Source organism: Weissella viridescens (assembly GCF_003862435.1).
GTDB classification, from domain to species: domain Bacteria; phylum Bacillota; class Bacilli; order Lactobacillales; family Lactobacillaceae; genus Weissella; species Weissella viridescens_A.
In genome coordinates this window covers 1-24,545 of sequence record NZ_RHGY01000005.1, presented here as the reverse complement: position 1 = coordinate 24,545, position 24,545 = coordinate 1, and the positions used below count along the sequence as shown (strand labels likewise).

The window sequence follows — 24,545 nt, the reverse complement described above, 5'->3', positions numbered from 1 at the left end:
AACAAAACAAAAACGCTGCTACAACGGCGTTTAGTCCGTTATACCAGCGTTTATGAGAAAGTATGATTACTTCAAACCATACTTCTTGTTGAACTTGTCCACAGCTCCATCGGCAGTAGTAAACTTTTGCTTACCAGTGTAGAAAGGATGTGAATCTGAAGTGATTTCAACACGAATCATTGGGTATGTGTTACCCTCGTATTCAACTGTTTCGTCTGATGTACGAGTTGAACCAGTCAAAAGCTTGTAACCAGTAGTTGAGTCAACGAATACCACTTGGTGGTAATCTGGATGAATATTAGGCTTCATTATCAATTTCTCCTTATCGCCCTAGCACCTAAGTGCTAGAGTCAGTTTTCTATTTAAGTTAACTGAATTATAATACCATATTTTAAAAACTTTTGGTAGTCCAGAATTGTTTTTCTGGTTAAATTCTCGTTATTTTTCGTCAGATTCTTCAGCACTCATAACCGCCATAAAGGCTTCTTGTGGCACATCGACAGAACCAACTGACTTCATGCGCTTCTTACCCTTCTTTTGCTTATCAAGCAACTTAGCACGACGGTCAGGGTCACCAGTGTGAATCTTTGACGTAACGTCCTTACGGTAAGCTTTAACTGTTGAACGCGCAATAATCTTTGATCCGATGGCCGCTTGAATTGGCACTTCAAAGTTTCGACGCGGAATAATATCCTTTAGTTTTGACGTAATCAAACGTCCACGAGATTGTGCAAAGTCACGATGAACAATAAAGCTCAACGCGTCGACCTTGTCCCCATTCAACAAGATATCAACCTTAACCAAATCAGATGGACGGTATCCTGCCAAATCATAGTCCAATGATGCATAACCACGCGTTGAAGACTTCAACTTATCGAAGAAATCAAAAATGATTTCTGAAAGTGGCATGAAGTACTTAACATTCACACGTTGCTTGTCCAAATACTCCATGGTATCGAATTCACCACGCTTGCTTTGTGCCAATTCCATAACCGTTCCGACATAATCATTCGGTACCATAATTTGCGCAGCCACATATGGCTCTTCAATGCTCTTAATTTCCGCAGCATCAGGCATTTCAGCCGGATTAGACACTTCGACCATCTCACCATCATTCTTGTATGCATGATACGTAACAGAAGGTGCCGTTGTAATCAAATCGAGGTCGAATTCTCGTTCCAAACGCTCTTGAATAACGTCCATGTGCAACAATCCCAAGAATCCAGTCCGGAATCCAAAACCAAGCGCTTGTGACGTTTCAGGTTCAAACTCAAGTGACGCATCGTTTAATTGGAGCTTTTCCAAGGCTTCACGCAAATCATTGTAACGTGCGTTATCTGTTGGATAAAGCCCAGAATAAACCATTGGCGTCATTGGTTGATATCCTGGAAGTGGTTCAGCAGCTGGGTTATCAATAGTTGTAATTGTGTCACCCGGACGCGCATCACGAATACTCTTGATTGATGCAGCCACGTAACCAATATCACCAGCCATGAGATACTCACGCTTAATTGGCTTGGGTGAATTAATACCAACTTCCGTCACTTCATACTCCGCACCTGAGTTCATGAAACGAATCTTGTCTCCGGGCTTCATAACCCCTTCACGGACACGAACTGTTAAAATAACCCCTTTATATGAGTCATAGGCTGAATCAAAGATAAGGGCTTGTAGCGGCGCCTCAAGGTCTCCTTCAGGAGCTGGTAACTTTGAAACGATTTGATCCAACAATTCAGGGATTCCAATTCCCTCTTTTGCTGAAGCCATCACGGCATCGGAAGCATCGATTCCAATATCTTCTTCGATTTCTTCACGGACACGCTCTGGATCAGCAGCGGGAAGATCAATCTTATTGATGACCGGGATAATCTCAAGGTCATTTTCAATGGCTAAATAAACATTTGCCAAGGTTTGTGCTTCAACCCCTTGGGCAGCATCAACAACCAAAATTGCGCCGTCAACAGCCGCCAAAGAACGTGAGACTTCGTATGAAAAGTCGACGTGACCTGGTGTATCAACTAAATGAAAGATGTATGTTTCACCGTCTGGAGCCTCATAGTGTGCTTCAACCGAGTTCATTTTGATTGTGATTCCACGTTCACGTTCAAGATCCATAGTATCTAATAATTGATTTTGCATATCACGTTCTGCAACCGTATGTGTTGATTCCAAGATACGATCGGAAATTGTCGACTTTCCATGATCAATATGGGCAACAATACTAAAATTACGGATACGTGATTGGCGCGCTTTCATTTCTTCTAAATCCATTTTTTATGCGCTCCTTCAGTTTAAATTTTATTTTGCTAGTACCTTTCATTATACCGTTGATAGCCAACGTTTGTCATTGTTTACTGCAAATAAAAAAACGAACAACTAAAATAGTTGTTCGTTTCTTTATTTAAGCTAAATTACTTATCTGAAATTGAAGCGATTCCAGGCAAATCCTTACCTTCAAGGTATTCAAGTGAAGCACCACCACCAGTTGAGATGTGTGTCAATTGGTCAGCAATTCCAAGTTGTTGAACAGCTGCAGTTGAGTCACCACCACCAACAATAGTTGTTGCATCATTCTTCTTAGTAACTTCAGCAAGCTTTTCACCGATTGCCAAAGTTCCCTTAGCAAAGTTAGGCATTTCGAACACACCCATAGGTCCGTTCCAAACAACTGTCTTAGCATCGTCCAAAACTGAATCGAACAATTCGATTGACTTAGGTCCAATATCAAGACCCATGTAACCATCCTTGATACCATCATCAGCGATGTAAGTGTCAGCATCGTTAGCAAACTTATCAGCTGCTACGGCGTCAACAGGCAAAACTAGCTTATCACCAGCTTCGTCGATCAACTTCTTAGCCAAATCAACCTTATCTGCTTCAAACAATGAGTTACCGATTGACTTACCATTGGCAACGTCGAATGTATAAGCCATTCCACCACCAACGATAACCTTATCCGCCTTCTTCAAAAGATTTTGGATAATTTCAATCTTGTCAGAAACCTTAGCACCACCGATGATAGCAACGAATGGACGCTTTGGATCTGTAACAGCTCCACCTAAGAACTTGATTTCCTTTTCCATCAAGAATCCAGCGGCTGTTTGATCAATGTTAGACGCAATACCTACGTTTGAGGCGTGTGAACGGTGTGCAGTACCGAAAGCATCGTTGACGAATACGTCACCCAATGAAGCCCAGTACTTACCTAGTGCAGGATCATTCTTTGATTCGCGCTTTGTTTCAACACCATCTTGAACATCAGCAAAACGAGTGTTCTCGAATACAAGAACTTGTCCGTCGGCAAGACCGTTAACGGCATCTTCCAATTCAGGACCTTCGATTGCAGGAACAAATGTAACAGGTTGTCCTAGCAAATCAGCCAAACGTTGTGCAACAGGCTTCATTGACAACTTCTTCTTATCATCTTCAGTCTTTACACGACCCAAGTGTGAGAAGACGATGGCACGTCCACCGTTATCCAAAACATATTTAATTGATGGCAATGCAGCCTTAATACGGTTGTCATTTGCAACTTCAACTTCGCCATTTTCTTCCTTCAATGGGACGTTGAAATCAACACGCATTAGAACCTTCTTACCTTTAACATCCAAGTCTTCAAGAGTTAACTTAGCCATAATAAGAAATTCCTTCTTTCTGTTTTTATATCATTAATTATAACATTTTTTGAAAAAAACAGGCGATTCAGTTTACACTAAACCCCCTGTTTTTTTAACGAACTGAATCGCTTATTAAAGCTCTGCTAAGTGCTTCAAAGTACGGATCATGTTTGAAGTGAAACCGTATTCGTTGTCATACCAAGCAGCAGTCTTAACCAATTGGTGATCACCAGCTGTTACGACTTCAGTCAAAGTTGGGTCAAAGACAGAACCGTGTGTGTCTCCGATGATATCTGAAGAAACAATTTCATCACCGTTGTAACCGAATGATGGAGTTTCGTACTTCTTCATAGCATCGTTAACTTCTTCTGCAGTAACCTTCTTGTCCAAGATAGTTGTCAATTCAGTGATTGAACCGTCAACAACTTGTACACGTTGTGCATGTCCGTTCAACTTACCCTTCAATTCTGGAACAACCAAACCGATGGCCTTAGCAGCACCAGTTGAGTGAGGAATTGTGTTAGCGGCAGCAGTACGGTTGTTACGTGGCTTGCTTCCACGAGGTCCGTCCAAGATCATTTGTGTTGAAGTGTAAGCGTGAATAGTAGTCATCGTTCCAACTTCAATTCCAAATTCCTTGTTCAATGCATCAGCCAATGGAGCCAATGATTGAGTCGTACATGAACCAGCAGAAACAATGTTATCTTCTGGAGTCAAGATATCTTGGTTAACACCGTAAACAACAGTAGGAATATCACCAGCAGGAGCTGAGATCAATACCTTCTTAGCACCGGCATCCAAGTGAGCTTGTGCCTTTTCCTTTGAAGTGTAGAAACCAGTTGATTCCAAAACAACGTCAACGCCGTCGTTTTCTACCCACTTCAAGTCAGCAGCGTTCTTTTCAGCATAAACGCGGTACTTCTTACCGTCAACGATGATACCATCTTCGTCAGCTGAAACTTCAGCGTCCAATGTACCATGAGTTGAGTCATACTTTAGCAAGTATGCCAACATTGCAGGGTTAGTCAAGTCGTTGATAGCAACAACTTCGATGTCATCTGCAGCATCCTTTAATTCAAGAATACGGCGGAATGCCAAACGACCAATACGTCCAAATCCATTAATACCAATCTTTACAGTCATGATAAATGATTCCTCCCAGAACTTCATTTCGTAAACTTTTTTACAAGTCTTATTATACGACTTTGTTTAACAATTCGCAAACTTTCAGAACGTTTTTTTGCGGACATGTTACGCGACTGCTAATCACGATTTAAACGTCCTCATCACCCTACTTTATTTTCCAATCTAAGACTTCTTCAAGCACGTCTTCGTGATTTCTTAACGTCATCCGCATTTCTTGTGACATATTCTTCATAATGAAATTAACGACACCCTTGAAAAGTGGTGTTAGTGCAGTAACTGCCATCCGAATAATAATAAGTGCTGCGATAAACACGATGACAACTGTTAAAATTCCGATCATATTTTGAATTGGCATAGTAAACACTCCTTTTAATTAACTTTAACTTAACTTTGATTTGAAATAAAAGCTCAGCGATAAAGCTAAGCTACATTTATAGTATATATTAGGTTAAAATTAATTGCAATAGGTTTAATTTAATTCGCCACTCCTACGGTAGAAATCTAAGGTTGCTTGTGCAAAATCAACAGGATACCCAAAGGCTTCTTCCAACATCCAGGGAGCCAAGGGCATATCTGGATGTTGCTTTGCCACACGTTTTAAATCATCCACACTTGTCATATACGTTAAAACTGACTCGCGTGCATTTACTTCATTATTTTGTGCCCGTGCCGATTGATAATCTAATAAATCACCTAAATCTGAAATTGCATGGAAATATTCTTCAACAAGCGTCTCTGCTTTTTCAAAAGTTGATAAGGCTTTATCAATGAAGATATAAACTTTACCATCCTTAATAGAAGTTACGCCTGCTAATCCAGAATTTTCTTGTAGGGGAATCGTATCTAGAATCGTGGCTGGCATCCCGCGGTCTGCTAAATCATCTTCTACCCGTATGAGTAAGTCCTCATACCGATTATTTTGCATTGCGATCCTCGTAGTCTGCAATGAGACCTTCTACATATGCTTTGGCACGATCGACAACACGTTGTCGTTCATCATCAGGTAGTCCGGAAATATCTAAGCCCCAATGTGCGGCCATGAGCGCTGGTTCCTCGGTTACGTTTGTTGTACTCATTTGATCTGGATCTTCAACAAGCTCAGATTTTGATACATTAAAGTATTCTGCCATTTGTTCAATCTTATTAATCCGTGGATAGGTTTTACCATTACACCAGTCTGAAATTGTTGCTGTTGAAACACCAACAACCTCAGAGAGCTTTGCCGCGGTCATGCCATGTTGCTTTAGAAGACGTTTAATATTACGCCCCATGATATCTTTTCCTTCTGAACTAGCCATAGTGTCACCTTTTCATATTTAAGTTTTTTCTTTATACAGTTATAATAAAGGGAAACTTAACGAAATGCAAGGTTTAACCTAATCGTAATATTATGAATTGCTTTTGCCGTATTGCTCGTCTATAATATTATTGGTAGTTGGACCCGTAGTGTAATGGATATCACGTTAGATTCCGGTTCTGGAGATGTGGGTTCGATTCCCGCCGGGTTCATTTTTAAGGTGTTACAATCGTTGGTATATAGCTATTCGTATTGTGTATGTGCAAAAAATGTGCAAAATCAAAAAAGCCCTGATAGTTTTCTCGTAAGTGAGAACCTATCAGGGCTTTTTACTATTTGTTCACTAGTTAGTTTGATAAAAACAACCAGATCTATTCATGCCATTTAAATCGCTGAAACATTTCTAGTCATCAATTTTGTTCTCAATGCGTCGGCGCTTTCAAAGTCATCGGTAAAAACACCTTCAAAACCATGTTCGAAAATATGTTTTAAAGTTGCTGTGTCGTCAATGGTCCAAATACGTTGAAATTGAGGAAAGTCATTTGCCATGACTGATTTTTTTAAATGCAAGGCGTCTAGCTGATTACGTGCCATAAAATCGAGTGGTCGCAAAATGGGTTCTTCGCTAATCAATGCAATCTGTTGGTGTTCATCTAATTTACCGATGCGTTTTACACTACCCAAATTCACAGATGAAAAAACCGTTTGTCCAGCAAGACCAAAATCGTGAACTGCTTCTAGCGCTATGCTTTCAATTCCCGGATACTGAATATTTTCCGTCTTTAATTCAATGTTTAAAATTAAATCCGTCGATTTAAAAATCTCTAGCACACGTTCTAACGTCGGAATTTCATTTTGCTTTCCCTGCCGTTGTTGCGGACGCTGGTTATCGCTTATTAAGTGAAACTGTGCTAACTCCGCCAAAGTAAAATCTCTAATATAGCCGTGCCCATTCGTCGTTCGATCAATTTTTTCATCATGCATGACAACTGGATGAAAATCTTTGGTCAAATGGACATCAAACTCAACGGCCTCTCCCTTACTGGCAAGATACTCAAATCCATCAATTGAGTTTTCAATAAATTTAGTTGGTATACCGCGATGCCCAAAGATCGTCGTTTTATCCATACTTATTCACCAGTTTGTTCGTTTGCTGACTTAATATCAGCATCAGTCTTTTTTGCTGCCTTTGCGAGTTCCTTGTCAACATTTTTACCATTGATCACATTTTCCATTGCATTTTGTGTATTCACACGTTCATTTGGCATCGCTGTAATCAAAGCACCTGCTGATGCAGAATTTTTCTTAGTGTCTTTAAGTTGATCGACTGGTGCAGCCAAAATTGGTGTCTTTTTGAACGCATCTTTAAGCAACTTGGTATCGTAAGACTTTTTATTGATTGCAAAGTAGCCTGTATCGATTGACCATTGCGCCTGTTCATTCGGTGAAGTTGCAAACTTTAAAAACTCAGCTGCACCTTTTTGTTGTTTATTCGTCTTTCCCTTGGAAAGCCAAATACTGGCACCACCAATTGCAACACCATTGGCAGTTTTATTCTTTGGATGTGGCATATATGTCACCCCAACATTAAATTTGGCATTCTTTTTAATATCCCCAAGTGAGGCTGAAGAATTCATAAACATATCTACTTGTTTGGAAGTAAATCCCGATAATTCATTATCCGCTGCATTTGCACCAGTTCCATAATCAACAAGTGTTTTTGCGTCCGCATTTGTCTTAATCCAATTCAGAATGTTCTTACCCGCTTCATTATTAAATGTTGACTTTGTTGCGGTCTTCTTACGCCCATTACCATTATTAACTAATTCTTGATTTTGATTTGCTAATAGCTCTTCAAAGTTCCACCCATAAGGCAAAATTGATAGCTTTGCTTTACCAGTTTTTTCTTTTAACTGCTTAGCCGCATCCGTCACCTGCTCAAAAGTTGGACTCTTAGGTAATTCATCAATGCCTGCTGCCTTGAACGCGTCTTTATTATAATAAAGAACTGGCGCGCTTGAATTAAATGGCATTGAATACAGTTTTCCATCAACGCGATAATAATCTAAAATGTTTTCACGAATATCGGAGGTATCATACTTATATTTTTTTGTGATCGTTTCCATTGGCTCAATCATACCTGAAGTTGCCAATTGTTTTGTTGAAATTTCGTTTGATTGGAAAAGAACTGGCGCTTTTTTTGTGCCGCCGACCGACAGGAATTTAGGTAATGCCTCAACATATTGACCTTGAAACTCTGGCACTACCTTATACTCACTTTGCGACTTATTAAAATCGTTTACGACACGTTCAATCGACTTTTGTGTCTCACCTGTCATTGAATGCCAGAAGGTAATCTTTTCTGGTGTACTTGCCGCATTACCTTGAACTGCAGCCAAAGGCATCACCACACCTGCGCTCACTGTCAATAAAATAGAATATTTTGCGATATGTTTAAACATGATTTGCTTCTCCTATTAATCATTTTGCTGTTATATCGTAGCTCATAAACTGTTTTGAATCGGGTTACTTAATGACACCACTCGTCAACCCGTTTTTAAAATACTTTTGACCAAAGAAAATAATCAACATTGTCGGTATAACAACGATAATTGTTGCAGCCATAATCAAACCCCAATTACTTGCGGTATCTTGTGCCCGCATTTGTCGTAACCCAATTTGTGCAGTCCGTACCTTATCATTATCAGTTGAAATGAGTGGCCATAAGTACATATTCCAGTTGGTTAGGAAACTGTATAGGGCAAAAGTAATCAAACTAATCTTACAATATGGCATCACCACCTTCGTGATAAATTGAAAATGTGAGAGTCCTTCAATCTGACTCAACTGCCTCAATTCTGGGGGTACTTGTTCAAAACTGGTTTTGATCATAAATGTGCCAAAAGCTGAAGCTAAAAACGGTAATGCCATTGCCGAATACGTATTGAGTAAGTTTAAGTCTCGCATTAAATTAAAGTTTGGAATGATTTGGGATTCAAAAGGTAACATCATTGTACTCAAAAAGATAATAAAAACCGCTTTTTTGAATTTAAAATCTAAAAAGACAAACGCATACGCGGCTAAGATTGATAACACAACCTGCCCAACCATGACCACACTTGAGATAATTAAACTATGCAATAAAAATTTGGCCATATGCGTATCAGTAAAGACATGGACATAGTTAGTAAATATCAATCTTCGGGGAATTAAATGTCCCTGTGAAATGGAGTTACTTGATGACAAGCTTAATGAAATTCCAAGTATGAGTGGTAGCATTAAGATTAATGCAATCACGCTTAGCAATAGAAAGTTTCCAATTTGTTTGTTTCGACTAACCTGCATATCTAGCCGCCTTCCGCTTATTTAAGTAGAACTGGATAAACGTAACGATCATAATAATGACTGTCAATACGACCGACTCCGCACTTGCACGCCCAATCGTATGATTGACAAATGCATCCTGATAAATTGAATACACCAATAAATTCGTATGATAGTCGGGCCCACCAGCCGTTAAAATATCCACTTGTCCAAATGTTTGGAACGCATTAATTAGCGTCACAACCATTACAAAAAACAAAGTAGGCTCAGTTCCTGGCAGGGTAATTTTGCGTAAACGTAACCACTTTGAAGCATCGTTTAAATCAGCAACTTGGTACAAATCCGTCGGGATGGCTTGAACGGCTCCTAATAAGATTAAAAAGGCAAATCCAATATTCATCCAAACGGTCGTCCCAATAATTGCCACTAAGGCCCACATCGGATCTGACAACCAATTAATATCTGGCAAATGAAGTGATGTTAACACTTTACTAAATAAACCGATTTGTGGGTTAAACATGAACAACCATAATATTGATGCCACGGTAACTGAGATACCCATTGTTGAAGAAAAAATTGTTCTGAAGAATCCCATTCCTCGCATTTTTCTACTTGCAAGAATGGCCAAAAAGTAAGCACAAATGACTGTTAAGATTGTGGTTGCAATAACAAAAATCATTGTGACCGTAATTGACGTGATAAAGCTTTCTGAATGCATTAAATTGGTAAAATTCTTAAATCCAACAGATTTAACCGGTTCGCCCATCAAGTTAGTTAACTGAGTACTTAACCAGAATGTTTTCAACATTGGATAGAAAACAAACATGCCCAAAACAACTATAGAAGGCAATAGTAAGACAAACGCCAGTACATTTTGTTTCTTTTGCATTATTTTCCCTCTGACACTTTGCGTTAAACGGCTAATTCCGTGAGTGGACCAAGGCCAACTAATTGATTTTCAGTATCAAAAATCATCAATTGTTCCGGTAAAATATCGAAACTGATTTGATCACCTGCGTGTAGCTTTAATTGGTCACTAACTTTTAACCTAAATGGTTCTGCAGTACCAATTTCAACCGAAACATTTGTCCCATCCCCCAGTGGCTCAATATGGGTAATCTTTCCATTGAAGCTACCTTGTGGCGTTAGTTGCACATTTTCAGGACGAATTCCAACGCGAACGTCCCCAGTAAATGTATGCCTAAAGTTAATTTTTACACCGTTTACCAGCTGCAATTGATTCCCTGTTAATTTAGCATCCAGCAAGTTGATAGCTGGAGAACCAAAAAAGTCTGCTACGTAAGTATTTTCTGGTGTATTATACAGTTCAAGCGGTGACCCGATTTGCTCAATTCGGCCTTGATTCAATAGCATCACCTGATCTCCCATGGTCATAGCTTCTGTCTGATCATGCGTCACATAAATGACGGTTAACCCTAAATGTTGCTGTAATGCGCGGATTTCACGGCGCATTTCGGCTCTTAGTTTCGCATCAAGATTTGATAATGGCTCATCCATTAATATCACATTCGCATCTGACACCAATGCCCTAGCGAGTGACACGCGCTGTCGTTGACCACCAGACAAATTTGCGGGTCGTTTATCTTTGTACTCCGTTAGATGGACGGTTTGTAAAACTTCATTCAATCGGTCCTGCTGAACAGCTTTATCCACATGACGTGCTTTTAATCCAAAAATAATATTCTCAGACACCGTTAGATTGGGCATCAGCGCATAATTTTGAAAGACCATTGCTAGATGACGATCCTTAGGCGACAAATTCGTGACATCACGTCCATTAATTTCAATGACGCCTTCATTGATGGGAATAAAACCAGCAATAGCATTCAAAATGGTACTTTTACCAGATCCTGATGCACCCACTAAGACATAAAATTGCCCATCTTCTATTTCTGTATTAATATCTTTTAAAACCTCTTCACCATTGTCATATGTTTTCTTTAAGTGCTTTAACTTAATTGACATGTGTCATAAACCCCCTCTATGATAACCAACTGGTTAATTAATTTTTATTACAGGATTTACTTTATCAAGTCTTTGTAAATCTAACTTAGTGAACAGGTAAAGACTTCTCTTCCCTTGTAAGTAAAAAAAGCGTTTCAATGATGAAAACGCTTTATTGTAAATATTTAATCTTCAATTGAAATATATTTGTTATACATATGAATTTACTAAATTTAAGTTTCATTAAATCCCAATCGTGTTATAATAAAGCTGTGACAAAGTTGCAACACAAAATAGATGGAGGATTTTAACATGGCTGATTATACTGAAAAAGAACAAAAGGTTGTTTCAAACATTGCTGACACAATCGATAAGTTGGATGATTCAATCGCAAAGTTAGATTCATTGGAAGCTGATTCAAAGTCACATTCTGTTAAGGAATGGGCTGAAGAACACAAGGCTATTCACGAAATCAAGCACATCTTGAGTGAAATTGGTAAGTACGGTAAGTATGACGAAAAAGAAGCCGTTGCTGATGAAAAGGAACTTGAGAAGTTTATCGAAAGCCTTGACTCAGACGATTCTTCAAAGTAATTAATATTTGAACAATAAAAAAGTAGATCGCTCACGCGACCTACTTTTTTTGTGTCTTCAAATGTATGCTTAACGATCACCATGCTTCAAAAAGTCAGCAGCTTCATAGGCAGGGTTTGGATATTGATAGAATCCCTCACCACTTTCCATACCTAACTTACCTTCTGAAATCATCTTATCCATACGTTCAAGGGCGATTTCAAGTCCCTTATGTTCTTTTTCATTCGTCAAACTTGGTAATGTCTCTTTACCGATATTGTAGGCTGTTCGCAATCCAACACGATCAATGTTTCCAAAGGGACCATACTTGGCTTCCTTTGCAATCATCCAGCTACGATCAATGTCTTGAATTGAACCAATATCATTCCCCCAAAGAGCTTCGGCTGAAGTAATCCAAGGAACAAGTAATGAATTCAACAAGTAACCTGGTTGCTCCTTCTTAACTAAGGTTGGTACCATGCCAATTGATTCTGCAAAGGCGCGGACCGAGTCGATGGTTGCTTCAGAAGTTTCCTTCGTTGGCATCATTTCTGTTAAATTCTCAATCCAGATATGATTGGCAAAGTGCAATGCCATAAACTTATCTGGACGACCAGTATCTTCAGCAAATTGTGACGGCAACAAAGTTGAAGAATTTGACACAATAATGGCTTGTGGATTCAAGACAGCAGCAAGACGATGATAGAAGTCCTTTTTAATATCTACGACTTCTGGAATTGCTTCAATGACTAAGTCAGCATCCTTCACGGCTTCAGCTAAATCTGAGTTATAGGAAATATTTGCATGTGCTGCTTTGATTTGGTCTTCAGTTGCTGAAACATCATCACGATAGTCTTGATCCCAACTGTTCACACGCTTTTCAGCTGCTTTAATCGCATCCTCACTAATATCGTAAACAACAACATGTTTTCCATAAAAACCACATTGATACGCAATTTGAGACCCTAATACGCCACCACCAGCAATTACAATATTATTTAACATGCTATTCTCCTTTAATTCCATTCATGCTATATCTGCTTATTTTATGTAAAAAAAAAGATAACCACATCCGTGATTACCTTTTAAATTTGTCTTAGAAAGCCTTAACGATTTCCAAAACACCAAAGACTAGCAAGTAAGCTGCCAACAAAGCAACTACAAATGACAAGCCAAAGGCTGGACTGAACATCATCACAACACCAAGGATAAGACCGATGATTGCCATGATAACAACAAACCAGTAGTATCCCTTTCCAACTTGCTTAACGTACTTAGCTGCCCATAGTTCGAACAATGAATCCATTACCATACCAATGGCAACGAAAATCCAAACGTAGATAGCACCGAAGCTTGCCGGCCAGATGATAATTGCAATACCAACGATAATATCCAAAACCGCAAGGAATGTTAGCATTCCTGTGCTCTTCATTCCCATATTACGTAGTCCACCACGTTGTGAGAAATGCAAAATTCCGTCAATAATCATGAAAATTCCAATAACAATTACGATAGCTGCCAAAGATCCACCAGGGAACTTCAAGACAACATACGCAAGTACAAGTGACAAGATTCCTAGCACTAAGCTAAAAATGTCAAAACCTTTACTCTGGTTCATAATAACCCTCCAATAATTAACGTTACTTTTTTATAACAGGCTTTATAATACCATACACATGATTTTTAATCAAAAAACCATTAAAAAACGTTAAAATTTAACCTGCCGTTGCTGTACCGTCTGCATAGTTAATTTTCACACCCGGTTGGACATTTGGAATAAAAACATTGTATTGAATACTGCCGTCCGTGGACTTTGCTTCCATCTTTGAACCAGAGGGCACCAAATCATTGCCATCATAAACTGGCGTTACACGATAACGGATTGTTTTATGTTGATCTAACCCTTTCCGTACAATCGATTCATAATAGTTTTGTCCAGTATTGCTAGCATCCCCATTTGACGCTTGGTTCGCCCAAGTTGTTTGTGTGGTGATGTTTCTTGGATTAGCCTCTGAGGCATCAAATCCCTTCACGCCTCCTGCCAGTGCATAAGCAATTGAATGCCCTCGGTTATAAAGGATTTGATTGCCATTTAGGCGCATTTGATGCCAACCAATTGGATTGATTTTTTTGTCATTTCCAGTATGTTCACGTTTCCGATATTCACGACTGGTATTGTTTAAATATGCGTTAGCAACCCCAGGACGCCCTTTTTGGTCAAGTTGTGCTAATTGCACATATGGTGCAACTTTTACATTTGCATTTAAATCATTTTGATTATTATTAATCACATACGCCCCTGAACCATTAAATGCGAGGCTATTGGCACGTAACTGTTGCTTTACATTGGTCGTAACAACACTTGCGGCCAGGGCTTGCGTTGGGTGAACACTTGCCCCGCCAGATTGACTTGTTTGCAATGAACCAGTTTTTGTACGCGTTAATGTATTTTTTGATACTTGCGTGTTTGGCGTAAATTTTTTGACTTGTTCATCTGAAATTAAGCCATAGTGTTGCCCTACCAATAATGCACCGGCAACTGCCAATCCAGCAATTGTGATTTTCTTACCGTTCATACCCTGTGTTTTACGTCGTCTTGCCATGCGTGTTCCTCATATTCTTGATTAAGTTTAACCTAAAATACTATTAAACCACAAAAAAAGCCAATTAACAGCATTGGCTTTTAAAATATCAAGATTTTTTAGCTTTTCTACGGGCAAAGATTCCTAAACGGTGCCGAATTTGATCTGGCGCTAGATATTCTTGGAAAATTGGTAAGGCACGCTTAGGCTTACCCCCGACAAATTCTAACGTCCGACCTGACATATCAGGTTGACCTGCAGAGACTTTCTGATTTGGCTTAATTTTAATAATAATCCCCCGATAGTATACGTTGAAAATAATTTCTAAACTCACATATTCAACTTGTTCCCACGGTACGATGATATATCCACCTTTATTTGCGCGAAACTCAATCCCTTTTTCACCATAAAAAAGGTAGCCCGGTTGGATATTCACTGGCGATAGTAAGGCATTCGCTGGTGCCTTTAATCCTGTTTGTTCGGTTTGCTGAGTCATGACGATCAACCTTCCCTTTATTTCTATGTATAAAAGCTGGCAGAATCTACCAGCTTTTGTTAATTAAGCCATAATACCAAAGGCATAGGCCAAGATTCCAACGGCAAACAATCCAAAGATGATCACAATTGGTGAGACATTCTTACGGAGTAGCCATAGGACAATAAACATCAAAATTAATGGTGCTAATCCAGGAATAAGTTGATTCAAGGTATCTTGCACTGTCGTAATCTTAATAGCACCCAAGTTCTGTCCATCTTTAATCTTACCCGCGATATCAGTAATCGTTTGTGGGCTAAGGTGTCCAGAATTAATCTGCTTAGCAAGCGTATCTGTATCGACATAACTTCCCTTTTGCAAATGAACCTTTGATAGGACCATTGGGAAATTCATGGTTGTCCAACGTGGGACCAACACTCCCATGATAAACATCCCCAAAATTGAAGCCCCTGTGGTTAACTTTTGCATCATACCACCACCCAAATTTTGGGTGATATTAGTTCCCTCACGGTATCCCAATTCTTGGGTATACCATAAGAACGCCATACGCATCACGTTCCAGACCAGGAAGAAAATAATTGGACCAAGAATTTGACCACTTTGTGCTAGACCGGCCGCAAAGGCTCCCAAAACTGGTCGAACTGTTCCCCACCAAATTGGGTCACCAACACCGGCCAATGGGCCCATCATTCCAACTTTAACACTGTTAATTGCTTCATCATCAATCGCAGCACCATTGGCTTTTTGTTCTTCCATCGCCATTTCAACACCAAGAATTGGTGAAGCAACGTATGGATGTGTGTTGAAGAACTCTAAGTGGCGCTTAAGTGCAGCAGTGCGATCTTCTTTCGTCTTATAGAGACGCTTGATTGTGGGGACCATGGCATAAGCCCATCCCACGTTCTGCATCCGTTCATAGTTCCAAGCCGCCTGAAGGAAAGTTGAACGCCACCAGGTTGCATACCGATCACCTTTTGTTAGGTGCACTTCGGTTGATTGTACTTGCTTTTCTTGTACTGAATTACTCATTGTACTCTTCCCCCAAGCCTAGTAATTATTTAAAATTGCATCAATTTGGTCGCCGGATGATCCTGAACTTGTACCACCTGTGCTACCGCCACCATCATTTCCCCCATTGAAACGTGGTGAAAGTTGTAGGTAAACAAGTGCCAAGACTAATCCAATAATTCCCATTGCAATCAAATTCAATTCGGTAACTGCTGAAAGGGCAAATCCTAAGAAGAAGAAAGGCCAAAGTTCTGGTGTTGCCATCATGTTAATGACCATGGCGTAACCAACCACCACAATAAATCCACCAGCAACGGCCAACCCCTTAGTAATAACATCTGGAATTGCATTCAATGCCGCATTAACAGGCCCAGCACCAACTGCAATCACAATAATCGTTGGAATTGCAATACGTAGACCTTGCAAAGTTAATGCCGCCATATTCACAGCATCCACGCCGCGTAAACTTCCTTTTTCAGCTTGTCGATCGGCAACATGGGCCAAAACAACGGTCAATGTACGAACCCCAATCGTCAAAACTTGTCCGGCAATCGCAAGTGGCACCGCGATTGCCATTCCTTCGTAGACGCTGACTTGTGCAGGCCCAGTCACAAGGTAGGCTGACACCACTGATGCTAACGCCGCATCAGGCGCAACCGCTGCCCCAATATTCATCCAACCAAGAGCAAGCATTTGAAGAGTTCCCCCCAAGATAATTCCTTCGGTGACATGCCCATTAGCTAAACCAATCAAGGTTGCTGCAACAATTGGCTGTTGGAATTGAAACTCATCTAAAATTCCATCCATACCCGCCAAAAACGAAATCAATACTACAAAAAACGCTGAAATCATGCGTTTATCCTCCTCTAATAACGTTAGGTTCCGTACTTAATCTTTCAATAAGGCGAAAATATCCTTACTTTGATCACTAGGTACCTTACGGACGTCAAATTTAACACCTTGTGCTTGTAACTCTTCTAGGCACTGCACATCTGCACTATCAACAGCAATGGCATTCGTTACCATGCGCTTTCCTTCGGAATGTGACATTGACCCGATATTAACTTCTGTCAATTTCACACCAGCGGCTACTGCACGTTCCACATCTTGTGGTGTTTCGAAAAGTAACATGGTTTTAATTCCCTTAAACCGCGGATCGTCCCAAACATCTACTAACTTTTGAATTGGGACAACATTTACTTTAACCCCAACTGGTGCTGCTTGTACAAGCAAGGTCTTTCGTAGCTCATCGTGCGCCACTGTATCAGACACAACGATAATCCGATCTGGTTGGACCGCTTTCGTCCAAGCCGTTGCAACTTGCCCGTGTAAGAGACGTGAATCAATTCGTGCTAAACGAATATCCATCGTCGCTGTTCCCGTATGCTCCACCTTATCAATATCAGTTGCAGGTTGGCTCGGTGCTGCTTCAATGGCCGTATCTGCTTCTGTTGGTGTCTCATCTGTTTCTTGTGGTCGTTCAGGAATCGTATTAATTCCGCTTTGTGCGACTTCGATTAATCCATGCGCAATCTCACTCGCTTTTTCCGTTGTAAACCGGGCCCCATATGCTTCAATGAGCATCGGCAAATTCAATCCGGTGATAATAGCCATCCGGTCTGGATGCTCCGCTTGAATTCGTGATGCTGCGTTAAATGGTGATCCTCCCCACAAATCAACCAAAAATAGTACTTCGCCAGTCTCTGTCGCTTCACCAAGTGCTTGCATAAAATGTTGCATTAAATCTTCTGGCCCTTCATCTGGCATGAAGGTAACCACTTCAACATCTTCTTGCTTTCCAAAAATCATTTCACCTGATTGTTGGATTCCCTTGGCAAATTCCCCATGACTCGCAATAATGAATTTAACCATATCGCCCTCTCCTTTAATAAGTGCTGAATCAATTGATCCTCATTACAAACTTTATTTTACATGACTAGTTGCGTTTTGTAAACGTTTTCATAAAATAGATTTTCATAAAAAAAAAGAGACCATCTATTGGTCTCTTTACGTTACGTGTTTAACTATTCTTGAAAACAAGCCCGTGTTCAGGTGTTCGTGCATTTTTAACAATCTTATCAACCGCGAAAACTTCATCTAATTGGTCATCAGTAAATTCGCCGGTTTCTTCTGCTAATTCACGCAATGGACGGTTCGTCTTTAGCGCCTGCTTAGCTAAGTCTGAAGCCTTTTGATATCCAATAATCGCTGCCATTGCCGTCGTATATGAAATTGATAAGTCAATATCTTGTTCCAAGCGTTCTTCGTTTGGTGTAATGCCAACAATTGCATGCTCGCGGAACGTTTTCAAGGCTTGTGTCAAATGATCAACTGATGCAAATAGACGATAAAGCATCACGGGTTCAAACGCATTCAATTCAAGTTGTCCTGCTTCGACCGCATTTGTTACGGTAATATCATTTCCCATTACCTCAAAAGCTACTTGGTTGACAACTTCAGGAATCACAGGATTGACCTTACCAGGCATGATTGAGCTTCCAGCTTGACGAGCTGGTAAGTTAATTTCATTTAGGCCAGAACGAGGTCCTGAGCTTAGCAAACGCAAATCATTGGCAATCTTAGAAAGATCAACAGCTAATGATTTTAGTGCTGCTGAAAGTTGCAAGAAACTGTCCAAGTTTTGCGTTGCATCAAATAAGTCAGAAGCCTGCTCCAACTCCAAACCAGTCACGGCATTAAGTTCTGGAATAATGTGTTCTTGATAATAACGTGACACGTTAATACCTGAACCAATTGCTGAACCACCTAGATTTAACACGTGCAAATCAGCTTGTGCTTTATCAATCCGATTCAAGTCACGCTTAAGTGGCTTCAAATAGGCGTGGAATGAATTCCCTAGTGTCATTGGCACAGCATCTTGTAACTGTGTTCGTCCCATTTTATAGACATCTTCAAATTCTTCAGCCTTGGCACCAAGTGCTGCCATAAGCTTTTCAATTTCAGCCATGAGTGGCTTCACAATATGAATTAAAGCTAGTTTTCCAGCTGAAGGGAAGACATCGTTGGTACTTTGACTCTTATTCACATGGTCATTGGGATTAATGTATTGATATTCCCCTTTTGCATGTCCAGTATTCGTTAATGCCACATTAGCAATCACTTCATTGGCATTCATGTTCATACTGGTTCCGGCTCCACCTTGAATGGGATCAAGCGGGAACATGTTTTCGTAATCAACAGGCTGGTGTAACAATTCATCAGTTGCAGCTAAAATAGCGTCAGCAACATCAGGATCAAGGTTTCCGGCTCCTTTGTTCGCTTTTGCTGCAGCCGCTTTGATTTGAATCAAAGCTTTAACCAAGTTCGCATTGACATGGTCCTTGGTAATCGCAAAATTCTCTAAAGCACGCATCGTATGGATACCATAGTAAGCTTGATCTGGTACTTCCATTTGTCCTAATGAGTCTGATTCAATTCGCATTTTTATTGTTTCCCCTGTTATCGTTTTTCTCATTTTAAACAATTCCCGGCATCCCTTCAAGTCATTTTAAAGAATATGTAAACTAATATGACACGTACTAGCCCGTCGTTAATTAAACCTTCGGAAAATGCTATAATAGAAACATTATCTATCGAGGAGTTCTTATGATTAACCGAAAAAATTGGTGGAAAAGCAATCTGCCTGTCTATTTAATCATGTTTCTAATTGTTGTCGGCATCATCCTTTTACCTTATTGGCTTACAAATACAAGTCTAATTTGGCAAGCTGATGGTCTTTCACAGCATTTACCCGCCCTGATTCATTGGCAAAAGGACTTACACCACCTCTTAGCTACAGGTAATTGGCCCAGCCAGTGGAACTTTAAAATTGGTTTAGGGGCCGATTACTACCAAACTTTTGCCTACTACACACTTGGCGATGTTTTTAGTTATGGTGCCGCATTCATTAGTAGCAAACATATCGTGAGTTACTACTCAATCATGATTATTGTCCGCCTTTTCTGTGCCGGACTGGCCTTTTTGGTCGCAGTACGCCATTTTACAAAGTATTGGCAGCCTGTTGCCAACACGATTGCTACCCTAGTTTATCTATTTACCGGCTATCTGGCCTTAAGCATGTTTTCACATCCATACTTTATTAATCCGCTAATCATTTTCCCACTCTTAATTGTGGCCATAGATAACCTGATTAATAGAGATAACCCAAAATGGTTCCCTGCGGTCTTTATGATTGCTTGGGCTCTATGGAACAACTATTATTTCGCCTTTATGATGGCGATTGGGGCCACCATTTTCTTTGTATTAAACATTAGTCTGACCCATGCCTGGCGTAATTGGAAAATGTGGGTACGCACCATTTCAAGTTCCCTTGTTGGGTTTCTTTTGCCGATGCTTATCTTCTTACCAAGTTTAATGGGTACGCTTAGCTCTGCTCGTAGTCAGTATCGTTTTGCTAACGGATTGAGCATCTATCCTTTGAATTATTATTTAGCGCTACCTGGTAACCTTATTAATAATGCGGAAACACCTAATTTTTGGTTAACGGGTGGCTTTTCCGTCATTGGTATTATTGCAATTCTCTTCGTTTGGCGTCGTTTTAGAACTTATCCACTCCTTGGCTGGGTCTTTGTGATTGCTGGAATCTTCCTGCTTTTCCCAGCCGGTGCCGCTATTATGAACGGCGGATCTTCACCGTCAAATCGTTGGATATTTATGCTCGGCCTCCCGCTTGGATTAAGTGTCGTCTACCTTTTGAATCACCTACCTGAACTACAAAAACGTGATTTCTACTGGATGACTGGCATTGGCGCCATTATCTTCATGTCAATCTTATTCAGTAATAATTTTGATTTACATGCTAATTTTGCGAATACACTGTTCATCGGGATGCTCACTATTTTCTGTTTGTATTGGTCAATTTCGCATAAAATTGGATTGTACGCCCTGCTTGGTGTTGTTGCTTTGAATGCTATCGTCATCATGCAACAAAATCATACAACTGATTTGAATCCGGAAAAAGGGACCCTCCTTTCAAATTCAAACGTACAAAAATTGATCGACCAACAATCAAATTATTTTGATGAGAACATTGATAACACGTTGGCCAAAGACCGTGGTGAAAAAACGTCACCTGTCCCTTCAACGCTTTATCGCTCATATATTGAGACCCAGTTGGGCACCGATGCAGAAATTGATCCAGCACCTTCAACAAACTTGGCTTTGAATAGTCCAGCTCACAATGCTGAATCCTATTGGTCATATCAAAGTGGTGCCGTAAATCAACTGATGAAGCAGCTTGAGTTGCCTCGAAGTAATAACAATGATATTACAAGCAACCTAGACCGACGCAATATTTTGGCGAATGTTTTTGGTATCAAATATTGGTATGCTAATCGCCGATCAGATGCCCCTGCTAGTTATCACAAGTTAACCCCACCCATTACGATTAATCGACAAAACGTGACACAAAGTGATTTAGTCTACCCGCTGGCCTATCTACCTAAGTATGTTGTCAGCGAAAAAACGTTTGCCAAAGCAGATGCCACAAATCGTGAAGCATACTTAGCTGATGGTGTTGTCACTAATGCCGCACCTGAAACGACATCAAAGCATCAATTGGAGCGAAATGTCACATCTGCTTCAATTCGGTCCAACTTACAAGCTAATTACCAGAAAAAAGTTCATTTCAGTTACACACCAAATCGTGAATCTGACGAACATGGCATCTATCTCAAGCCTGATGCGACATTATCTAATACAGAATTACATCTTGAAATTTCCAACTTGCACTTTAAGCCTGCGAACTTTAACGAACGGGCGCAATTTGCTACCAATAGTTATCGTGATGGCCAGCAAGAAAGAAGTTATAATCCGCGCAATCCATTGGACTATCGGACAAACGACCAAGCCTTTAATTGGAATTGGCGCCGTAAGCACCTTAATTCGATTGGCAAGAATGTCAGTGGATATACATTTACAACGAGTTATGCTGGTAATGATCAAACGTTTATACAAACGGGAAAGAAAAATCTGTCATTCTACAACCCAAGACAAAATATTACGCTGAACTTAGGTCCTGCGACGGATGTTAAGGATACCACCTATCTTCCCCTTCAGTTTAGTCAACCAGGACATTACACGTTTGATGTTAAGATTAAGGCCGTTCCCACAGGTCGCCTCTTTAAAAAGGCAGCACAACACGCACAGAAGCATGCAGTCCCATTGAACATCCAAAATGACAAAATTTCTGGTGCAGTCACTAGTGCTAAACCTCAAATTTTAACAACCTCGATTCCTTATTCAAAGGGTTGGCAATCAGTCAATAATCAATTGATTAAAGTTAATGAGGGGTTCCTTGGGATTAAGCTTCACTCTGGACAGAACAACTTACGTTTAACCTATCAAACACCTGGCCTCAAACTAGGAAAGCTACTCTCATTATTGGGAATTGCTTTATTAATTATCCTTAGTCTTTGGTATTTGATCAGAAAAAAAGCCATTAGTCACGCCGACTAATGGCTTTTTTGCGTCAATCATTAATCAAATTTAACAGCTTCATCTGCTAAGATAAGGACGCTTTCAATCTTATTTTTTGCACGTAATGTTTCTAACCAACTATCTGAAAAATCATTATCAATGTAGCTAAATGCTAGACCAACTAGCGCAGCATTGGTGTCCGTATCACCACCTAATTGTACGACTGACAAAACAGCCTCGGTATAATCTTGATAGTTTAAACTCGCCCATAAGACCACATTTAATGTATCCAAAACATAGCCAGATGTCGCTAATTCTGATGATTTTTGTTCTTTAATGTGCGCGACGATATCGTTCGGTGTGACAGTTGCATCAGTCACCAACCATCCCATTTCTTCTTGTTGCAACAGCGTTTGTACAGCTGGTTGGCGGTTAATGGCCCGAATAGCTTGTAAAATTGCTTTTTCACTGTCACCACGACGAGCAAGTACTCGAATAAAGTAGACAAAGAAACGTGACGCTAATTTAGACCGCATTTGCCCGTGCGTTAAACCTGTCACTTCATCAACAACTTGTTCCAAAGTCATTTGCGCTGGATATGAATAAAAGGCTAATGGCCAAATCCGCATTAAGGCACCATTCCCACTACCCAAAGGATTATTTAGCCCAAAATCGCCATATTTGCCTGTCTCATGGAAATATTTAATCGCTGCAGCTGTTTCATCACCATATCCAAAAGCTGTCCCATCGGGCGTATATTGACCGTCATAGAGATAATCATCAAAGTTTTGCATAATTGCTTTTAAATCATATTCTCCGGTCAATGCCGTAATCGTTGCGAGGTTTAAACTTGTATCGTCACTCCAGGTTCCTGGTAGCTGATCATTCCCACCGCCACCCTGCATTTCAGTCTGAATCTGTGCATCAGGACCATTGAACTCGTAAGGCACACCAAAGGCATCACCCATCGCAAATCCATACATACCTCTTCTTAATAATTCATTTGCCATTTCAACACCTATATCTCTTCCGTTTCGAACCAATCTTTAATTGGTACCCATTTACCAGTTTTATTGATGAAGATTTCATAATCCGTAATGTTTGTGATGGTATGTCGATCTGTTTCCAATGGCATCCAGAAAGTTTCATCCGCACGTCGTAAAATATCAATGTGTGAAAATTCTGTTGTTTTTCCTTCCGGATCTTTTAATTGAAAGAAATTTTCAATATCAAATTTCTTCTCACCTACAATTGGACCATCAACTGTTAAATCGTCGACTAAGTCTTGAAAAGATTCATTTGTAATAGTTTCACTCATTTGTCTGTCCTTACTTTTATCATTATCTATAGGGCTATTATAACTGTTTCTTTTATTGATAACAAAAAAGAGACCATCTTATGAGATAGTCTCTTTTAATTATCGGGACGACAGGATTCGAACCTGCGACCCCCTGGTCCCAAACCAGGTGCTCTACCAAGCTGAGCTACGTCCCGAAATGTAAATAAAAAATCCCAAATGGGATTATGCCGTCGGTGGGAATCGAACCCACACTCCCAAGAAGGGAACTGGATTTTGAGTCCAGCGCGTCTACCAGTTCCGCCACAACGGCAACTAATTCAATCATCACATCAAGGGCGATTGATGGGATTCGAACCCACGCATGCCGGAACCACAAACCGGTGTGTTAACCAACTTCACCACAACCGCCATGGCAGGGGTAGAGGGAGTCGAACCCCCACCGACGGTTTTGGAGACCGTTGTTCTACCATTAAACTATACCCCTATGAAATGACGTAATGCTTGAAAAACGGTCACAACGGGGTTCGAACCCGTGATCTCCTGCGTGACAGGCAGGCGTCCTAACCAACTAGACCATGCGACCAATGGACGATACAGGGATCGAACCTGTGACCCCCTGCTTGTAAGGCAGGTGCTCTCCCAGCTGAGCTAATCGTCCATATGCATTGCGACGTCCTATCCTCGCAGGAAGAGATCCTCCAACTACTTTCGGCGCTATTGAGCTTAACTTCTGTGTTCGGTATGGGAACAGGTGTGACCTCAATGCCATCATCACAACACGGTGTTGATGAGACTTACG

General features: G+C 40.4%; 24 protein-coding genes, 7 tRNA genes and 1 rRNA gene. 3 read left to right on the top strand and 29 right to left on the bottom strand.

What is annotated here, in order from left to right; all coding sequences use genetic code 11:
* Nucleotides 1–66 precede the first annotated feature (66 nt).
* The 7 genes from D3P96_RS05260 to D3P96_RS05230 form a co-directional block, all read right to left on the bottom strand.
* The gene (locus D3P96_RS05260; RefSeq protein WP_124943326.1) at nucleotides 67–309 is read right to left on the bottom strand and encodes a type B 50S ribosomal protein L31; all 243 of its coding nucleotides are present in this window, start codon (nucleotides 307–309) and stop codon (nucleotides 67–69) included.
* A gap of 129 nt (nucleotides 310–438) precedes the next feature.
* Nucleotides 439–2,271 (bottom strand): translation elongation factor 4, encoded by a 1,833-nt coding sequence (lepA, locus tag D3P96_RS05255; RefSeq protein WP_124943325.1) that lies wholly within the window; start codon nucleotides 2,269–2,271, stop codon nucleotides 439–441.
* Nucleotides 2,272–2,411: 140 nt separating this feature from the next.
* On the bottom strand, nucleotides 2,412–3,635 hold the full coding sequence (locus D3P96_RS05250; protein WP_124943324.1) for a phosphoglycerate kinase: 1,224 nt from the start codon (nucleotides 3,633–3,635) through the stop codon (nucleotides 2,412–2,414).
* Nucleotides 3,636–3,749: 114 nt separating this feature from the next.
* A complete protein-coding gene (gene gap, locus D3P96_RS05245) occupies nucleotides 3,750–4,760 on the bottom strand; it encodes a type I glyceraldehyde-3-phosphate dehydrogenase (RefSeq protein WP_124943323.1) in 1,011 nt (336 codons plus the stop codon).
* A 148-nt stretch (nucleotides 4,761–4,908) separates the two neighbouring features.
* The gene (locus D3P96_RS05240) at nucleotides 4,909–5,118 is read right to left on the bottom strand and encodes a hypothetical protein (protein WP_124943322.1); all 210 of its coding nucleotides are present in this window, start codon (nucleotides 5,116–5,118) and stop codon (nucleotides 4,909–4,911) included.
* 114 nt (nucleotides 5,119–5,232) lie between these two features.
* Nucleotides 5,233–5,688: a hypothetical protein gene (locus tag D3P96_RS05235; protein ID WP_124943321.1), complete on the bottom strand. Its 456-nt coding sequence runs from the start codon at nucleotides 5,686–5,688 to the stop codon at nucleotides 5,233–5,235.
* Nucleotides 5,678–6,061, bottom strand: coding sequence for a helix-turn-helix transcriptional regulator (locus D3P96_RS05230; protein ID WP_124943320.1), 384 nt, complete (start codon nucleotides 6,059–6,061; stop codon nucleotides 5,678–5,680). Before D3P96_RS05230 ends, D3P96_RS05235 begins: the two co-directional genes overlap by 11 nt.
* A gap of 139 nt (nucleotides 6,062–6,200) precedes the next feature.
* Here D3P96_RS05230 and D3P96_RS05225 point away from each other — a divergent pair.
* Nucleotides 6,201–6,272 (top strand) — tRNA-Arg (locus D3P96_RS05225).
* A 172-nt stretch (nucleotides 6,273–6,444) separates the two neighbouring features.
* Here the strand turns inward: D3P96_RS05225 and D3P96_RS05220 are convergent.
* The 5 genes from D3P96_RS05220 to D3P96_RS05200 all read right to left on the bottom strand — a co-directional run bounded on the left by D3P96_RS05220 (nucleotide 6,445) and on the right by D3P96_RS05200 (nucleotide 11,370).
* Nucleotides 6,445–7,188 (bottom strand): glycerophosphodiester phosphodiesterase family protein, encoded by a 744-nt coding sequence (locus D3P96_RS05220; RefSeq protein ID WP_124943319.1) that lies wholly within the window; start codon nucleotides 7,186–7,188, stop codon nucleotides 6,445–6,447.
* Between the two features lie 2 nt (nucleotides 7,189–7,190).
* On the bottom strand, nucleotides 7,191–8,522 hold the full coding sequence (locus tag D3P96_RS05215; protein ID WP_124943318.1) for an ABC transporter substrate-binding protein: 1,332 nt from the start codon (nucleotides 8,520–8,522) through the stop codon (nucleotides 7,191–7,193).
* A 64-nt stretch (nucleotides 8,523–8,586) separates the two neighbouring features.
* Nucleotides 8,587–9,216 (bottom strand): carbohydrate ABC transporter permease, encoded by a 630-nt coding sequence (locus D3P96_RS05210; protein WP_244919069.1) that lies wholly within the window; start codon nucleotides 9,214–9,216, stop codon nucleotides 8,587–8,589.
* A 178-nt stretch (nucleotides 9,217–9,394) separates the two neighbouring features.
* A complete protein-coding gene (locus D3P96_RS05205; RefSeq protein ID WP_124943316.1) occupies nucleotides 9,395–10,273 on the bottom strand; it encodes a carbohydrate ABC transporter permease in 879 nt (292 codons plus the stop codon).
* A 23-nt stretch (nucleotides 10,274–10,296) separates the two neighbouring features.
* Nucleotides 10,297–11,370 carry an ABC transporter ATP-binding protein gene (locus D3P96_RS05200; protein ID WP_124943315.1) on the bottom strand — a complete coding sequence of 358 codons (1,074 nt, stop codon included), beginning with the start codon at nucleotides 11,368–11,370 and terminating at the stop codon, nucleotides 10,297–10,299.
* Nucleotides 11,371–11,661: 291 nt separating this feature from the next.
* Between D3P96_RS05200 and D3P96_RS05195 the strand changes: the two genes are divergently transcribed.
* On the top strand, nucleotides 11,662–11,943 hold the full coding sequence (locus D3P96_RS05195; RefSeq protein ID WP_124943314.1) for a hypothetical protein: 282 nt from the start codon (nucleotides 11,662–11,664) through the stop codon (nucleotides 11,941–11,943).
* 69 nt (nucleotides 11,944–12,012) lie between these two features.
* Here the strand turns inward: D3P96_RS05195 and D3P96_RS05190 are convergent, their stop codons facing one another.
* From D3P96_RS05190 to D3P96_RS05155, 8 genes are all read right to left on the bottom strand, one after another.
* Complete coding sequence (locus tag D3P96_RS05190) at nucleotides 12,013–12,927, bottom strand: 3-hydroxyacyl-CoA dehydrogenase (RefSeq protein WP_244919068.1); 915 nt, start codon at nucleotides 12,925–12,927, stop codon at nucleotides 12,013–12,015.
* Nucleotides 12,928–13,018: 91 nt separating this feature from the next.
* Nucleotides 13,019–13,540, bottom strand: coding sequence for an HdeD family acid-resistance protein (locus tag D3P96_RS05185; protein WP_124943312.1), 522 nt, complete (start codon nucleotides 13,538–13,540; stop codon nucleotides 13,019–13,021).
* Between the two features lie 97 nt (nucleotides 13,541–13,637).
* Entirely contained in the window at nucleotides 13,638–14,525 is an 888-nt protein-coding gene (locus D3P96_RS05180) for a DNA/RNA non-specific endonuclease (protein WP_244919067.1), read from the bottom strand.
* A gap of 88 nt (nucleotides 14,526–14,613) precedes the next feature.
* Nucleotides 14,614–15,000, bottom strand: coding sequence for a DUF956 family protein (locus tag D3P96_RS05175; RefSeq protein WP_124943311.1), 387 nt, complete (start codon nucleotides 14,998–15,000; stop codon nucleotides 14,614–14,616).
* Between the two features lie 63 nt (nucleotides 15,001–15,063).
* Nucleotides 15,064–16,029 carry a PTS system mannose/fructose/sorbose family transporter subunit IID gene (locus D3P96_RS05170; protein WP_124943310.1) on the bottom strand — a complete coding sequence of 322 codons (966 nt, stop codon included), beginning with the start codon at nucleotides 16,027–16,029 and terminating at the stop codon, nucleotides 15,064–15,066.
* A gap of 18 nt (nucleotides 16,030–16,047) precedes the next feature.
* Complete coding sequence (locus tag D3P96_RS05165) at nucleotides 16,048–16,860, bottom strand: PTS mannose/fructose/sorbose transporter subunit IIC (RefSeq protein ID WP_124943309.1); 813 nt, start codon at nucleotides 16,858–16,860, stop codon at nucleotides 16,048–16,050.
* 36 nt (nucleotides 16,861–16,896) lie between these two features.
* Nucleotides 16,897–17,880 (bottom strand): mannose/fructose/sorbose PTS transporter subunit IIB, encoded by a 984-nt coding sequence (locus tag D3P96_RS05160; protein ID WP_124943308.1) that lies wholly within the window; start codon nucleotides 17,878–17,880, stop codon nucleotides 16,897–16,899.
* A gap of 148 nt (nucleotides 17,881–18,028) precedes the next feature.
* Nucleotides 18,029–19,450: an aspartate ammonia-lyase gene (locus tag D3P96_RS05155; protein WP_124943307.1), complete on the bottom strand. Its 1,422-nt coding sequence runs from the start codon at nucleotides 19,448–19,450 to the stop codon at nucleotides 18,029–18,031.
* A gap of 164 nt (nucleotides 19,451–19,614) precedes the next feature.
* Here D3P96_RS05155 and D3P96_RS05150 point away from each other — a divergent pair, with 164 nt between their 5' ends.
* Nucleotides 19,615–22,485, top strand: a complete 2,871-nt coding sequence (locus D3P96_RS05150; RefSeq protein ID WP_124943306.1) for a YfhO family protein — start codon at nucleotides 19,615–19,617, stop codon at nucleotides 22,483–22,485.
* Nucleotides 22,486–22,505: 20 nt separating this feature from the next.
* Here the strand turns inward: D3P96_RS05150 and D3P96_RS05145 are convergent, their stop codons facing one another.
* The 9 genes from D3P96_RS05145 to rrf form a co-directional block, all read right to left on the bottom strand.
* Nucleotides 22,506–23,456: an ADP-ribosylglycohydrolase family protein gene (locus tag D3P96_RS05145; protein ID WP_124943305.1), complete on the bottom strand. Its 951-nt coding sequence runs from the start codon at nucleotides 23,454–23,456 to the stop codon at nucleotides 22,506–22,508.
* An 8-nt stretch (nucleotides 23,457–23,464) separates the two neighbouring features.
* Nucleotides 23,465–23,764 carry a hypothetical protein gene (locus tag D3P96_RS05140; RefSeq protein ID WP_124943304.1) on the bottom strand — a complete coding sequence of 100 codons (300 nt, stop codon included), beginning with the start codon at nucleotides 23,762–23,764 and terminating at the stop codon, nucleotides 23,465–23,467.
* Between the two features lie 102 nt (nucleotides 23,765–23,866).
* Nucleotides 23,867–23,940, bottom strand: a tRNA-Pro gene (locus D3P96_RS05135).
* A gap of 31 nt (nucleotides 23,941–23,971) precedes the next feature.
* Nucleotides 23,972–24,056, bottom strand: a tRNA-Leu gene (locus D3P96_RS05130).
* Nucleotides 24,057–24,080: 24 nt separating this feature from the next.
* A tRNA-His gene (locus tag D3P96_RS05125) sits at nucleotides 24,081–24,154 on the bottom strand.
* A gap of 2 nt (nucleotides 24,155–24,156) precedes the next feature.
* Nucleotides 24,157–24,230, bottom strand: a tRNA-Trp gene (locus tag D3P96_RS05120).
* A gap of 25 nt (nucleotides 24,231–24,255) precedes the next feature.
* Nucleotides 24,256–24,329, bottom strand: a tRNA-Asp gene (locus D3P96_RS05115).
* A 2-nt stretch (nucleotides 24,330–24,331) separates the two neighbouring features.
* A tRNA-Val gene (locus tag D3P96_RS05110) sits at nucleotides 24,332–24,404 on the bottom strand.
* Between the two features lie 4 nt (nucleotides 24,405–24,408).
* Nucleotides 24,409–24,525: ribosomal RNA gene (gene rrf, locus D3P96_RS05105) — 5S ribosomal RNA — on the bottom strand.
* Nucleotides 24,526–24,545: the final 20 nt, after the last annotated feature.

Excerpts from the sequence above, each read along its gene's own strand:
- D3P96_RS05180 (WP_244919067.1), bottom strand. The coding sequence starts at position 14,525 with ATGGCAAGACGACGTAAAACACAGGGTATGAACGGTAAGAAAATCACA.
- D3P96_RS05145 (WP_124943305.1), bottom strand. The coding sequence starts at position 23,456 with ATGGCAAATGAATTATTAAGAAGAGGTATGTATGGATTTGCGATGGGT.
- D3P96_RS05195 (WP_124943314.1), top strand. The coding sequence starts at position 11,662 with ATGGCTGATTATACTGAAAAAGAACAAAAGGTTGTTTCAAACATTGCT.
- D3P96_RS05155 (WP_124943307.1), bottom strand. The coding sequence starts at position 19,450 with ATGCGAATTGAATCAGACTCATTAGGACAAATGGAAGTACCAGATCAA.
- D3P96_RS05240 (WP_124943322.1), bottom strand. The coding sequence starts at position 5,118 with ATGCCAATTCAAAATATGATCGGAATTTTAACAGTTGTCATCGTGTTT.
- D3P96_RS05175 (WP_124943311.1), bottom strand. The coding sequence starts at position 15,000 with ATGACTCAGCAAACCGAACAAACAGGATTAAAGGCACCAGCGAATGCC.
- D3P96_RS05235 (WP_124943321.1), bottom strand. The coding sequence starts at position 5,688 with ATGCAAAATAATCGGTATGAGGACTTACTCATACGGGTAGAAGATGAT.
- D3P96_RS05185 (WP_124943312.1), bottom strand. The coding sequence starts at position 13,540 with ATGAACCAGAGTAAAGGTTTTGACATTTTTAGCTTAGTGCTAGGAATC.
- D3P96_RS05190 (WP_244919068.1), bottom strand. The coding sequence starts at position 12,927 with ATGTTAAATAATATTGTAATTGCTGGTGGTGGCGTATTAGGGTCTCAA.
- D3P96_RS05210 (WP_244919069.1), bottom strand. The coding sequence starts at position 9,216 with ATGGCCAAATTTTTATTGCATAGTTTAATTATCTCAAGTGTGGTCATG.
- D3P96_RS05215 (WP_124943318.1), bottom strand. The coding sequence starts at position 8,522 with ATGTTTAAACATATCGCAAAATATTCTATTTTATTGACAGTGAGCGCA.
- D3P96_RS05250 (WP_124943324.1), bottom strand. The coding sequence starts at position 3,635 with ATGGCTAAGTTAACTCTTGAAGACTTGGATGTTAAAGGTAAGAAGGTT.
- D3P96_RS05200 (WP_124943315.1), bottom strand. The coding sequence starts at position 11,370 with ATGTCAATTAAGTTAAAGCACTTAAAGAAAACATATGACAATGGTGAA.
- D3P96_RS05140 (WP_124943304.1), bottom strand. The coding sequence starts at position 23,764 with ATGAGTGAAACTATTACAAATGAATCTTTTCAAGACTTAGTCGACGAT.
- D3P96_RS05165 (WP_124943309.1), bottom strand. The coding sequence starts at position 16,860 with ATGATTTCAGCGTTTTTTGTAGTATTGATTTCGTTTTTGGCGGGTATG.
- lepA (WP_124943325.1), bottom strand. The coding sequence starts at position 2,271 with ATGGATTTAGAAGAAATGAAAGCGCGCCAATCACGTATCCGTAATTTT.
- D3P96_RS05230 (WP_124943320.1), bottom strand. The coding sequence starts at position 6,061 with ATGGCTAGTTCAGAAGGAAAAGATATCATGGGGCGTAATATTAAACGT.
- D3P96_RS05160 (WP_124943308.1), bottom strand. The coding sequence starts at position 17,880 with ATGGTTAAATTCATTATTGCGAGTCATGGGGAATTTGCCAAGGGAATC.
- D3P96_RS05150 (WP_124943306.1), top strand. The coding sequence starts at position 19,615 with ATGATTAACCGAAAAAATTGGTGGAAAAGCAATCTGCCTGTCTATTTA.
- D3P96_RS05170 (WP_124943310.1), bottom strand. The coding sequence starts at position 16,029 with ATGAGTAATTCAGTACAAGAAAAGCAAGTACAATCAACCGAAGTGCAC.
- gap (WP_124943323.1), bottom strand. The coding sequence starts at position 4,760 with ATGACTGTAAAGATTGGTATTAATGGATTTGGACGTATTGGTCGTTTG.
- D3P96_RS05220 (WP_124943319.1), bottom strand. The coding sequence starts at position 7,188 with ATGGATAAAACGACGATCTTTGGGCATCGCGGTATACCAACTAAATTT.
- D3P96_RS05205 (WP_124943316.1), bottom strand. The coding sequence starts at position 10,273 with ATGCAAAAGAAACAAAATGTACTGGCGTTTGTCTTACTATTGCCTTCT.
- D3P96_RS05260 (WP_124943326.1), bottom strand. The coding sequence starts at position 309 with ATGAAGCCTAATATTCATCCAGATTACCACCAAGTGGTATTCGTTGAC.